Raw genomic sequence first — 13,616 nt, 5'->3', positions numbered from 1 at the left:
AGAAGAAAAAGACTAATTTTACATCGCCATCAGTATAAGACAGGAAAGTGAACGGGTATCACCGTTTTTTGTGGGTGGATATCAACCGTTTTCGCCAATCATTATCCATGTAATGTTGGATAGCTGTTTTCAACTGTCAGGCGTAGTTGTTATTTGCCTTGTGTGTTGAGGTATCCAAAATTAGATTCAAAAAATAGCAAACCGGTTATAATCAGAAACCAGACAACAAAATGAAAGAGAAAAACAAAGTTATTTCTACGTTTATGAAGTTGGTGAATGATTATATATACTCATTAGTTTTCTGAGTTATTTTTGTTCTTTGCTTGTTGCGTTTCTTTGTGCTTTTTCAATGTAGGAAATATTATATGTGCGATTAGATATAGAGTAATGTTGAATTTATTTATTGGTGAATATCTCGAAACAGAATGGCAACCTACGTTCTTTGTGGTTTAATATATATGAGAAAGATGAATCTTCTTGTTTAATAATAACAGTATTTGAATTTAAGATACGTCTAAAAATCTTATAGGAATTCAATTTCTTATCACAATCAGAATGTTGAATGAAGAAAACATATTTATTAAGGGGATATTTCTTCATTACCTCACTTATTTGAAGTGCAAGTTGTTCTGTAAATTGAGCATTAACATTTGAAAAAAAGTATGACATATTGAACAGAATCAGCGATGGGAGTTCGGAACATCCATCCCAGTAGATAGAATCAAGAGCATTAAAAGAATCTTTCATCTGATAATGTAAATGTCCATGATGTATGTCTTCAAGAAGTTGCTTGCCCATTTTTTTCATTTCAGTAGAAATGTCAATACCAGTATAAACCATATTAGGAGCATCATGCAAGAATATCTCCGAAAAAGCAATACCGCATGTTGCAGGACCACAACCTATATCAATCATCTGCAATCTTCCTTGTACAAAAGAGATTAGTTCACCTAGCCAATCCTTAAAGCTGGTGTATATGTTTTTGCTACTGCAATAATGCTGACGCATAATGTAATAGCAATATATTTGAACTTGACGTTCGGGGGATATTTGAATATCATCAAACATAGGCATCTGATTGGAGAAATTAATACGTCCATAACCTATAGTATTCAAGTTCGTGGCCATATCATATCCAAAGACTTTCGAAGGCCATTGATCGTCAGATGCGTCTTTTACTGGATGTAGAATGTTTTTTTCGAAAACGTTATTAAATACCTGAGTGGTAGTATAAGTGGCCTTGCTTAAATCCACTGCCTCCGTTTCATATGGTGATACATTAAAACGACCAGCCACATAGTCGTCCTTATTCACATCTAAATAGCCATGTCTGCTACGTATAAATTCAATCAACTTGAAGAAAGTAAAGTTGTTTGATAATAATTCAGGATTGCCAACCAGTAATAGGTGTTCCTCTGCACGGGTTATTGCCACATTGAGTTTGCGGTCAATAATACTACCATCTGTATCTTCAAATACATTATTAGTTAGGAAATGAAGCTGATAGTATTTTTGAATAGTAAATCCATAAATAATATATTTGCGTTGCGAACCTTGATAGCGTTCTACCGTATCAATGGTAATGTTATGTAGATCGTTTATTCCATATTTGTCTATTGTATTGCGAATAGTGGCTATTTGATTACGGTAAGGAACTATGACCCCAACAGTTTTATTGATATCAAAGTTGTCTTTTTCTATCTCATGGATTTTTATCACTGTTGCTGCAATAATATCTGCTTCTGCTTGATTCACTTTGTCAGATGGAGATTCTTCGGAAGACTTGACAGCAATAAAAGCAATACGTCGTGTTTTTAATAAATCAATAATTCCATTAACACCTATGCATTGATGAGGTAATTCGATATTTTGATGAGAAAGTGGAACTTCTTTGAGTTGATTATTATAGAATGTATAGTTAGGGAACATTGCTATATCATGATGCATACGGCCTTGACGTGTTAGCATGAAAACCACATCCTTGTTTTTAGCATACTTTCTATATAGCCTCTCAAATAATGAAAGCCGGCAATCTTTTAATAGAATATTGACTAAGGTGACATCATGCACTATGGATACTTCAGGTTTTTGCTGCACAACCGCTGGCAACTGTTTGTGATCACCTATCATGACAAACTTCTTTATGACAGGAACTCCGTTATTATGAGCACTCAACAGTCCTATCAAATGGGGCTCAAGAATTTGTGATGCTTCATCTATTATAGCTAGGCTAAAAGATTTTAGTTGGAGTAGAGATATGTTGGAATTTAAAGATGCAGTTGTGCCCACAAATACTCTTATCGAAACCAATTCTTCTTTCAGTTGGGCAATGTTATTAAAGGACTTAGCTCTTGAACTCAAAAGTTTGTCTCTATACTCAGTTGCACAATTTGACTTTCCACCTATTCTCACAAAGTCAATTTTTTCTTGATACAATTTACTGCAAATTTCATCTACGGCTCTATTTGTGTATGACATAAGAAGTATCGATGACTCTGTTTCAAGTAGTTCTTCCTTAACGGTATTTAGAAGACCGAATGACGTTTTCCCGGTACCTGGAGGGCCTATTATTAAAAATAAATCTTTTGCCTTTTTTATATGTAAGGACAAATCGTTAAAATCGTTGTAGTCACCCTTTAAAGTAAGAGAATTGTCAATAACAGGCTCTCTTTGTAGCATCAATAAATCGCGGCGTTCTTTAGGTGCTGACAAGAAAGCGTGCATACCACGATAAAGTGGACTATATGAAGATTCCATGAAGTCGTGCTCTATAGCCCATAGTTTACCTGCTTCTTTTATAAATGCACGACCATCAGACTGTGCTGCTCTTAACTTCAAATTAATTGTTTTAGTCTGCAAATCTTCAATAGTGCATCTAAATACCATTGTCGAGCGAATATCAGGTTCTTGGTCATTGGAATAGGGATAGAGAATAACAATGTCTCCGACACGAAAGTTAGACATATCGTTGTTATTTGTTTCTGAAAAACAAAGGGTTACAGTTTTTATCTTGCCTTCTGTTTTGCTGTCGGGTGAGAGAAGCCTCAGGTTGTAGTATATATTACCAGCCTGCAATTTTTCTTCTAGTGAGTCATGCCATTTAGATGCAAAGCCCGAATTTTCTTTTGTCTTATTGCCAAGCTTTGACATTAGATGCTCGTTTGCAATAAATGTCAAGAAACGGAAATAATATGCTCTTTCCAATTCTGACGCTTGCTGTATCGGGGATAATATATTAGCAATTTGCTCTTGTTGGAAATTTAGCCAAAGAGAGTCGTTTGTTTTTTTTGTGTTTATTTTCTCGGGAGTTAAGGAATCTAATATTCTATAGCCATTAGGTTGTGTATACAATATCTCTGTCCATGCTAATCCATTTCGTATTTTTATTGCCCTAAAAATTAGTTCTGGAGCAAATCCCAAGCCAAGCAAACTTTCGCTGTACTTTGAATAAAGGAGGAATGCATATAGCTCTTTTCCATTTTTTTCATATATATCACGATAGTTATATCGAACAAGAGCCATATATAACAACATCTGCACATAGTGTTCCTCTTTGTGTTTTGGTGTTACAAAGTTATTGTAAGGATAATCTCCTTTGCCTGATTTTTGTTCTATTAATACCCTAAAATCTAACTGCAAATAATCCATACGTCCCTGCATACCTAACATTTCTGAAAAGAAAGAAGGTTCTACTATACCATCTTTAGAGTTAAATCTTTTCAATTTTGTAGGCAATATGGTGTTGATCGCTTGCAAAATATTTTGTTTTTGCTTTTTTGCATTATCGTGAAACTGAGAATCAATTTTGACAGTGATCAAGCTAAGAACGTTGTCTTTGAAGAAATCCATAACACTTTGTGCATAAGGGTGGGTATTCGGTAATTGGTGTATGGTTTCATCAAGCAGTTGACTTGCAAGGTTTCCGAGGATGATGGATTCTGTATTTTGAGCTGGGCTTATCTTATTTATAAGATTTACGAATGGAGATTCTGCGTAGTTTGTAAAGCACCTGGAAATTGTTGAAATATCTACCAGATAGTCTGGCTCAAATATAATAAGTTCAGGAAATATAGTGTCGTTGTTCTTGCGAGGACGTATAAGGTTTAATTGGGCACCTTTGTAAAAGATGTTTTTCAGGTATGTCCAGTCGTAGTTGTAAATTAGATTTCCACTCGCATAGCATATTTTTATAAGTTCGCCATCTGTAGATTCTTCAGAATGTCCATAGACAAATTCTTCATCCCATTGCTCAATAATAACTCTCATACATTCGCTGATGAGGGTTGGCGTATATACAACAAGTTTCTCTTTGGGGAAAAGATGCGAAAGAGTATCAGGAATTTTAGATTGATAAATATATGCAATAAATTCGCACAAATTTTTCAGATCATAAAGATAATATTTCTGTAATTTATCATCTGGAATTTCACTACTTTTTCTTAGTCTGACTCGAGTGTCATTTGTTGATTTTGCTAAATTTCTAGGAGCATTGTGTTCTTTCAATAAATAATCCGTTTTAGCAAAAGGTCCACCAAGATTGAGTTTTGTGGAACTTGTCTTTTGATTCAAACATTTTTGAAATGTCCTATTATATGCTTTGTAGATAGCAGTATAGTTAGGGATTTGTTTGAGAGCAGACTCTAGCTCTTCATAAAAGTTAGTTGAGGCCTCAGGTTCATATATTTCATTTGTTGTTGAAATCTGATTATTCTCTATATCAAAATCTTCGATTTTTAACAGAGAAGGTAGTGACACAATATACTCCGAAGTGAAATGTTGATTATTTAAACCCTCTAAAATCATTGCTATATGAGTATTGTCACAAATAGAAAGCCAAGTTTTTACCGTACTTGATAATTGGGTAGTATCTATATTTGAATCTTTCCAAAATATGATTACCGCACTAATGGTTTGTGGCACTATTCCTAAAAGATTTTTTAAACCCTTAGAAACTCGGCTTTTATTTAACCGAATTTGTTCATATGGCGTTTTTTTTCCTGCTCCACCTTCAATAATTAAACCATTAGATGTCCAAGAACCATTCTCTCTCGCAATAATGTTACCACCCCAATTCTTAAACTCAAGAATCCGAAATCCTCCAGAAGTAATTAATAGGGCATCAAGTTCTATTCCTTCAATATTATAGTTCGCAATGAGAATACAATTTTCTGAACTATCTGAATATTGAGATTCTAACATCGTTTGTATTTCGTCAAATTGCTTTTTTTCGGCAACATGATCATATTCTGATATTTTATAAACGTATAATGCCATATCTGTACTTAATTAACGACCTGTTATTGTTTCTGAATATTTATTTGAGCAATGAGCTTCATAATTACGCTTTGCTGATTCTTTACTAGTGTTTGCGTAGCAGTATTCACATAAGTGTACACAAGTATTGTACTCTCCTATATCTTTTGCTGCCATACATTCGCAGAAAACTCTTTGACCAGAACCTTTTTTACAATTGCTGTAAAAATAATGGGTGTTATCAAGTTTTATTGCATCTTTGGGTATTTGTGGAGTGTCATCAAATAGGGTTGGCTGAATTTTAAGAATATTTATCTTCATAAAATCCATTAAGGTTTTATCCTTCCATGCTATTTGGGTAATTAAATCCCCATCTATACATCGGTTGTGAATAATTCCATATTTGTCTATATTAATCTTTTCGCCGCAAGTAGCAAGTTCATAGTGCCAACCTCTATCACGATTCATCTGGGAAAGATTATCTGCGAACTTTTCCATTAGTTCTGTATTCCAAATTTTATAATCTATGTTATTGCGTTTTAAGTTGCATTTTACTTTTTTATATTCTTCTATGTCTGCAAAGCTGAAAACCATTTTTTTTGTCTTTCCTGTTAGTTGGTCACCTATGTTTTGAATTTTAGACAGAAGTTTCTCTACATGAATATTTTCCGTTAAGATGAGAGGGTCAAATCGCCATATCACACAGTCTTTTCCCAAACGGTCAACTAGCTGCTTAAAAGTTTCTATACGATAATCTAAAGACTTAACGCCTTTTTCCAATCCTTCTTCTTCATAGTCATTGAGACTATATTGTATGTAGCATTTGATGTTTCTTTCTTCAAGATAATCCAAGAGTCCTGATTCTATTAAAGGACGAGGATTTTTAGACCAAAACACAATAAATCGTGTATTGGCATAGGAAACATAGCTTTTTACTCCATTAAATGGGTTCGTCCATACTGAGTATTTCTTTTCTTTCATGCGATAAAGAAACCAATCTGCATAAAAAGCAGGAATATCTGTACTTCTGCTTGCTGAAATAATAAATGGAGATTGTGCTAGTGCTTTGTCACCATTATCTAAAATTATTTCCTCTTTATACCATGTACTCATTTCTTCTTAAGTATTTTTTCAAAACTGAATAGATACATCTGATCGGGGCATAATTTACACTTGTAGCATAAAGGTCGAGTACCTGCCGATAGGTATTTTTTCAGATGAATGAATATCGCGAATGTGATCAAACAGCTCTTTCTAGTACCTTCCACCGCCTAATTGTTTCAGGCGTTAATCATCCATAGTAACCTGAGTTCGGGATAAGAAAAGTTTAAAAAGAATGGGTAATCTCCGTTTTATTTATTGTCTTTATGGTTGATAGTCAAATAGTTAACAAATAAATACGATATGGTTACCCAGAACAAATTTATAGAAATTTATTGTATTGCCGACGATTTTTGCAAAGAATTTGATCAAGAGATTCAAAAATATCAATTGCCTTCTACTTCAGCGCATAGAAAGCGTAATCGCCCCTCTCGGCTTTCCGATAGTGAGATGATAATCATTTTAATTGGTTTTCACTTTAGCACCTTTCGTAATTTTAAACATTACTATCTATTCTATGTCCGGTCGCATTTACAGGCTGATTTTCTCGGCTTGCTTTCTTATAACCGATTTGTCGAATTGGAAAGTCGGTTATTTGTTCCATTTGCCCTCTTCCTTAAGTTGGTTTGTTTTGGTGAATGTACAGGTATTACTTATGTGGACTCTACCAAAGTTCCCGTTTGCCATAACAAACGCATAAAGAATAACAAGGTATTCAAAGGACTTGCAAAAGTAGGCAAGAGTACAATGAGGTGGTATTTCGGATTCAAACTCCATTTAATTTGCAATGAGAAAGGGGAATTCTTGAATTATTGTTTGATCAAAGTAAATATAAATGACCGCAATCAAGGCGTTTGGGAATCTTTGAGTAAGGATTTGTTTGGAAAATTATATGATGACAAGGGATCTGTTTCTGCCTCTCTTTTTGAATCATTGTTTTGTGATGGAATACATTTAGTGACGGGTATTCGTAGCAACCTATTTTGTTTTTCGCACTTTTAAGGGGTATTCATTAATTTTTATTTTTAATTATTTACGCATTTGTGTTCAGAAAATATGCGGATTATTCCGCAAAGGCATACCGGTTTAGTGTTTACAGTGCATCTTCTTGATAAGAACTCCCACCTTGTTTTTTATAAATTGAATAATTTACTTTATCTTTTAAATACTTTAGTTGCAATTTGATTATATATCTATCTTTGCTTATAAATTAAAAATACAACAACAAATTGCGTTTTAAACTAATTATCTTTTAGAACATGAAAAAACAACTCTGTTTGCCCGTAATTCTTACAGGTTTACCACTATTATCCTCCTGCTCAATCACCAATCAGAAAGAGGCAAAATCTTTAAAGCCCAATATCATCTTTATATTAACCGATGATATGGGATATGGCGATGTAGGTGTTTACGGTGGAGATTTTGTTCCTACTCCCTGCATTGATAAAATGGCAGCAGAAGGAATACGCTTTGAACAGTATTATAGTGCATCGCCTATCAGTTCTCCTTCGCGAGCCGGACTATTGACAGGTATGCACCCTGCCCGTTGGAATATTAATAGCTATCTGCAAACCCGGAAAGGAAATAGTGAAGCCGAAATGGCCGATTTCCTTGATGTCAATGCTCCCACTTTGCCTCGTGCAATGAAAGATGGCGGCTATAAAACCGGTCATTTTGGTAAATGGCATCTGGGTGGCGGACGAGATGTTGACAATGCACCGGGATTCACAGCCTACGGATATGATGAATACGCAAGCACTTACGAAAGTCCGGATCCCGATCCGTTATTGACTTCTACAAACTGGATATGGGCTAAAACGGATAGCATCAAACGTTGGAACCGGACAGCTTACTTTGTAGATAAAACACTTGACTTTCTGAAAAGAAATAGCGGCGAGCCTTGCTTTGTTAATTTATGGCCGGATGATATGCACACTCCGTGGGTGGGAAATATAGAAGAAGAAACATTGGTTCCCAAAGGCACGGAAAGCGAAAAGAATTTCAAAACAGTACTTAAGGAATACGACAAACAAATAGGTCGTCTGTTGCAAGGAATTAAAGACTTGAACCTGGATAGGAACACCATTGTAATATTTACCAGTGATAACGGACCTGCTCCAAGCTTTCGTGGCAGTCGCGCAGGAAATATGCGAGGTTGCAAGGCTTCATTATTTGAAGGAGGCACACGGATGCCTTTCATTATTCAAGACACGAAAGGGTTGATTCCGACGGGTAAAGTCGATTCCACCAGTGTGGTAAGTGCCTTGGATATGTTTCAGAGTTTATGCGCACTTGCCGGAGTAAAGCTTCCCGTTAATTATAAGAATCAGACAGATGGAACAAATATGAGCAAAGCCTTATTAGGTAAGCCTCAAGAAAGGAAAAAAGAAATTTATTGGGAATACAGAAGAAATAACAAAGGCGCATTTCCTAAGCCGGGAGCGCCGGAGAACGTAAGTCCGAATGTTGCAGTCAGAAAAGGCGACTGGAAACTATTAATAAACAAAGACGAATCGGACTTAATGCTTTATAACTTGCGCGAAAATCCACAGGAGAATGTGGAGGTTAGTGCTAAATACCCTCAAATAACCAAAGAATTGAAAGAAAAAGCACTTACATGGCGTAATTCGTTGCCACAGCTTATCTCTTCATTCAAATAAAAACAGATGAAGCATCTATGAGTCAATCATTCCTTTATAACGAATTTACCCCTTTCTTAAAGAAATACTTTCCTTTTAAGGTACAGAAAATATCTTTGAACGCAGGATTTACTTGTCCCAACCGAGATGGAAGTAAAGGAAAAGGAGGGTGTACTTATTGTAATAATCAGACATTCAACCCGGATTACTGTCGTACGGAAAAAAGCATAACCCGGCAGTTGGAAGAGGGGAAGCAATTCTTTGCCCGTAAGTATCCCGACATGAAGTATTTGGCTTATTTCCAGGCATACACCAATACGTATGGTGAGTTGGAAGAGCTAAAGAAAAAGTATGAAGAGGCTTTGTCGGTGCCTGATGTGGTGGGGCTTGTTATCGGAACCCGTCCGGATTGTATGCCCGATTCTCTTCTCGATTATCTGCAAGAACTGAATAAAAAATACTTCGTACTGGTGGAGTATGGTATTGAAAGCACCAATGACATCACTTTAAAACGCATTAATCGTGGTCACACATATAACGATACGGTAGATGCGGTAAGGCGAACAGCCGAAAGAGGATTGTTGACCGGTGGGCATGTTATTCTGGGCTTACCCGGCGAAACGCATGAATTACTAATAAAACAAGCCGAAGAATTGTCGAAGCTGCCTATTACTACCCTAAAAATTCATCAATTGCAACTGATTCGAGGCACCCGAATGGCTAATGAGTATAATGAATCTCCCGGTGATTTTCATTTGTTCGATCTGGAAACTTATATAGATACTGTCGTAGAATATATTCAACATCTACGTCCTGATATTGTATTGGAACGTTTTGTGTCACAATCTCCCAAAGAACTGTTGATTGCTCCGGATTGGGGATTGAAGAACTATGAGTTTACAGCCAAAGTTCAGAAAAGGATGCGCGAAAGGGAGGCTTATCAAGGGAAAGCCTTATCTTTGTGAGCTTAAAATTTAAAACGATTACAAATGATGGGAAAAGATAAAACACTCATTAAAGGAAAAGTTCATTATGTGGGGGTTAACGATCGTACCAAACACTTGTTTGAGAATATGTGGCCGTTGCCTTATGGCGTATCTTATAATTCGTATTTAATTGATGATGAGAAAGTGGCGCTTGTAGATACGGTTGATGCTTGTTATTTTGATGTGTTTCTGCATAAAATAAAGAAGGTCATTGGCGAGCGTCCAATTGATTATCTGATAATTAACCACATGGAACCCGATCACTCGGGATCTATCAGCCTGATAAAGCAGTATTATCCGAATATAACAATTGTAGGTAATAAAAAAACGTTCGATATGATTGGAGGTTTTTACGGAGTTGCTTCCGAACAAATCTGTGTAGCAGAAGGAAGCACGCTAGACCTCGGCTATCATAAACTGACATTTTATTTAACCCCGATGGTACACTGGCCCGAAACCATGATGACCTACGATGCTACCGAGCAAGTACTCTTTTCCGGAGATGCTTTTGGATGCTTTGGAGCCTTACATGGCGGTTTTATAGATGTCCGTATCAATACCGATATGTATTGGGATGAGATGGTGCGCTATTACTCGAATATTGTAGGTAAGTACGGATCTCCGGTGCAAAAAGCCTTACAGAAACTTGCCGGTATGCCTATTACTGCCATCTGTTCAACGCATGGCCCGGTATGGATGGAGCAAATAGAAAAGGTGGTGGGTATTTATAATCGCCTCAGCTTGTACGAGAGTGAAGAAGGGGTGGTTATTATCTACGGAAGTATGTACGGAAATACCGAACAGATGGCGGAATCTATAGCTGCCGAACTTTCTGCACAGGGGGTAAAGAATATCGTAATGCATAATGTAAGTAAGAGTCATTCTTCTTATATCTTGGCAGATGTCTTTAAATATAAGGGAATCATAGTGGGTTGTCCTACTTATAATAATCAACTTTATCCCGAAGTGGAGGCTATGCTCAATAAAATAGCTGCCCGTGATATTAAAGGACGTATCTTTGGATACTTTGGTGCCTTCTGCTGGGCAGGTGCAGCCGTAAAGCGCATAGCTGAATTCATAGAAAAGAATAAATACGAAGTAGTGGGCGAACCGGTGGAAATGAAACAGTCGATGAAACCGGATACTTACGAGCAATGCGAGAAATTAGCTCAGGCAATGGCCGAAGCAATAAAAAATTAATTTGAACCATTATTAAACTGTACGTAATATGAGACTTATTATTCAACCGGACTACACAACCATTTCTAAGTGGGCAGCCAGTTATGTGGCAGCTAAAATAAAGAAAGCGAATCCTACATCCGAAAAACCTTTCGTATTAGGATTACCTACTGGTTCGTCTCCACTGGGGATGTATAAAGAATTGATTGAACTGAATAAGAAAGGTGTTGTTTCCTTTAAGAATGTGGTAACATTCAATATGGATGAATATGTGGGCTTACCACAAGATCATTCCGAAAGTTATTACTCTTTCATGTGGAATAACTTCTTCAATCATGTGGATATCAAACGTGAAAATGTAAACATCCTGAACGGTAACGCCGGCAACTTGGAAGAGGAATGTACGCGCTATGAGGAATTAATAGCTTCTTATGGAGGCATTGATTTATTCTTGGGAGGTATCGGTCCCGATGGACATATTGCCTTTAATGAACCTGGATCATCTCTGTCATCACGTACACGTGTAAAAACATTAACTACAGATACCATCATTGCAAACTCTCGTTTCTTTGATAATGATGTGAATAAAGTGCCTAAGATTGCTCTTACCGTAGGTGTGGGTACTGTGCTTTCTGCCAAAGAGGTTCTTATTATTGTAAATGGACATAATAAAGCACGTGCTTTGTATCATGCAGTAGAGGGATCTATCAACCAAATGTGGACAATCAGTGCTTTGCAAATGCATGAAAAAGGAATCATCGTTTGTGATGATGCAGCTACACACGAATTGAAAGTAGGTACTTATCGCTACTTTAAGGATATCGAAGCGGCTAATCTAGATCCGGAGTGCTTGCTGAAGTAAAGAGGTTGCGATTTATTCGTTAATATATTAGTGAGGGCTATTTTCAAAAAGCATTTGAATTTTGAAGATAGCCCTTCATTTCTTTTCCTTATTCCCCCTTCTCATACTTCTTCACGAACTCATACACCTTATCCCTCTCCCCCTGAAAAGTCAACGTCTCAATCGCTATAAAGAAATTCTGCGGATCGACAACGCGGGGATAAAGAGTCTCTAATGTTTTTACTCTCTCGCTGTCGAAAGCATAGATAGCAACAATCCTTTGAAAAGAGCCATGTTTAACACATCCGCTTCGCTGGCATACACGATTGATATTTGTTGAGCGGTAAGTTCCTCCGGAATAAGATTATGCTTTACTGCATCTGTATGAATATGATAGTTGATCTTCGACAGTTCCCGTTTGGCTGACCAGCCCAATACTTTTTGTTCTTCAATTTTCAGTCGCTTAAATTCGGTTACAAGATACAATTCAAATTCTGCTGAAATCCATGCTGCAAATTTGAAAGCAATATCCGAATGAGCATATGTTCCACCACCGTATCGACCCGATTTTGAGGTTATTCCTATTGCGTTTGTTTCGGTAATCCATTTTTTAGATGACATCCAAAAGTGCGGTTTGGCAGATTCACTTTTAAACCCCTCATAAATGTGGGGGTTAAAATCAGGATTGTTAAGCATCTCCCATAAACCAAGATATTCAATCGTGCTATAAGTCCTTAACCACAAGCTGATTATTTGTGACGGATTTTCTGTGTCCCGAATTTTGGCAATATCCGTCAGTGAGATATAATCTTCTTGTGCTTTCTTATAAAATACAATATCTGTTCCTTTAACTGTTATTTTAGCCATTTTTATTTCTGTTTATCATTGTGTTAAATTAGTCACAATCTGGTTCTGCAAATTTAGTTTAAATTGTTGATATCCATTATATATAATGGAAGTATAAACCTTGTTGTATCCTCATTCCTGATGGATTTTTCAACTATATATTTCCGAAATGCCTTCGCATTCCTTGATTGAATACGAAACGAAAGATCTATTATCATTTCCAGATTATATTGTTCTATGAAATTGCCATTCATGTAATGATAAGTCCGGTAAACTTTGCTTTCGTCCAATACTCAGGTTTTTAGGATAACTCTTAACTTTGCAAAATAGGCTATATTTCATAGTTTTATATGGGATGTAGTGCTTGTTTGATGGATAAATAGTATTTTTGGGGGCGGTGCAGAAGACAAAAAAATAAAAATTATGTGGATATATTTTTCAAAAAGCAGTTTCGGAACTTATGGAGGAGGATTGAAAGAGCCTTTTCAATATTTCGGTAGGATAATTTCTGACAAATTTAAGAAGGAGAATATTGAACTTCCTTTTGAAGAAATAGAAATACAACTCGCATTCTTTTCGCCCAAAGCAAAAAAAGATAAAACTTATACTGAATGGTATAAAAAGTTGCCTTATTATTACAGAGGCAAGAAAATGACGCGAGTAATTCTTCCCGTGGAAAAACAAGAAGATAATTTAGAGGATGTTTTTCTCGTAATCAATAAAGCATTTGAGATTATTACCTCAAAGAAAAAGAAAGATGATAATTATAGT

General features: G+C 36.2%; 9 protein-coding genes and 1 pseudogene. 6 read left to right on the top strand and 4 right to left on the bottom strand.

Annotation, left to right across the window (positions count from 1 at the left end):
• Nucleotides 1-396 precede the first annotated feature (396 nt).
• Together D0T60_RS17770 and D0T60_RS17765 are read right to left on the bottom strand one after the other, a co-directional pair.
• Nucleotides 397-5,274, bottom strand: a complete 4,878-nt coding sequence (locus tag D0T60_RS17770; protein ID WP_163219700.1) for an AAA domain-containing protein — start codon at nucleotides 5,272-5,274, stop codon at nucleotides 397-399.
• A gap of 12 nt (nucleotides 5,275-5,286) precedes the next feature.
• Entirely contained in the window at nucleotides 5,287-6,366 is a 1,080-nt protein-coding gene (locus D0T60_RS17765; protein ID WP_163219698.1) for a DUF1848 domain-containing protein, read from the bottom strand.
• A gap of 291 nt (nucleotides 6,367-6,657) precedes the next feature.
• Here D0T60_RS17765 and D0T60_RS17760 point away from each other — a divergent pair, with 291 nt between their 5' ends.
• From D0T60_RS17760 to nagB, 5 genes are all read left to right on the top strand, one after another.
• Nucleotides 6,658-7,356, top strand: coding sequence for an IS982 family transposase (locus D0T60_RS17760; protein ID WP_163219696.1), 699 nt, complete (start codon nucleotides 6,658-6,660; stop codon nucleotides 7,354-7,356).
• A gap of 257 nt (nucleotides 7,357-7,613) precedes the next feature.
• Complete coding sequence (locus D0T60_RS17755; RefSeq protein WP_163219694.1) at nucleotides 7,614-9,014, top strand: sulfatase; 1,401 nt, start codon at nucleotides 7,614-7,616, stop codon at nucleotides 9,012-9,014.
• 17 nt (nucleotides 9,015-9,031) lie between these two features.
• Nucleotides 9,032-9,958: a TIGR01212 family radical SAM protein gene (locus D0T60_RS17750; RefSeq protein WP_163219692.1), complete on the top strand. Its 927-nt coding sequence runs from the start codon at nucleotides 9,032-9,034 to the stop codon at nucleotides 9,956-9,958.
• Between the two features lie 27 nt (nucleotides 9,959-9,985).
• Nucleotides 9,986-11,179 (top strand): FprA family A-type flavoprotein, encoded by a 1,194-nt coding sequence (locus D0T60_RS17745; RefSeq protein ID WP_163219704.1) that lies wholly within the window; start codon nucleotides 9,986-9,988, stop codon nucleotides 11,177-11,179.
• 28 nt (nucleotides 11,180-11,207) lie between these two features.
• Nucleotides 11,208-12,020 (top strand): glucosamine-6-phosphate deaminase, encoded by an 813-nt coding sequence (gene nagB / locus D0T60_RS17740; protein ID WP_163219690.1) that lies wholly within the window; start codon nucleotides 11,208-11,210, stop codon nucleotides 12,018-12,020.
• A gap of 88 nt (nucleotides 12,021-12,108) precedes the next feature.
• Here the strand turns inward: nagB and D0T60_RS19100 are convergent, their stop codons facing one another.
• A complete protein-coding gene (locus D0T60_RS19100; protein WP_407925804.1) occupies nucleotides 12,109-12,276 on the bottom strand; it encodes a DUF4476 domain-containing protein in 168 nt (55 codons plus the stop codon).
• 5 nt (nucleotides 12,277-12,281) lie between these two features.
• Nucleotides 12,282-12,866 (bottom strand): annotated as a pseudogene (locus D0T60_RS17730) (KilA-N domain-containing protein); the annotation flags it as partial.
• 402 nt (nucleotides 12,867-13,268) lie between these two features.
• Between D0T60_RS17730 and D0T60_RS17725 the strand changes: the two are divergent.
• On the top strand, nucleotides 13,269-13,616 hold a 348-nt coding region (locus D0T60_RS17725), incomplete at its 3' end, for a hypothetical protein (protein WP_163219686.1).

Source organism: Bacteroides sp. 224 (assembly GCF_010500995.1).
In the GTDB taxonomy this organism is placed as follows: domain Bacteria; phylum Bacteroidota; class Bacteroidia; order Bacteroidales; family Bacteroidaceae; genus Bacteroides.
This window is presented reverse-complemented; position numbering and strand designations above follow the sequence as displayed.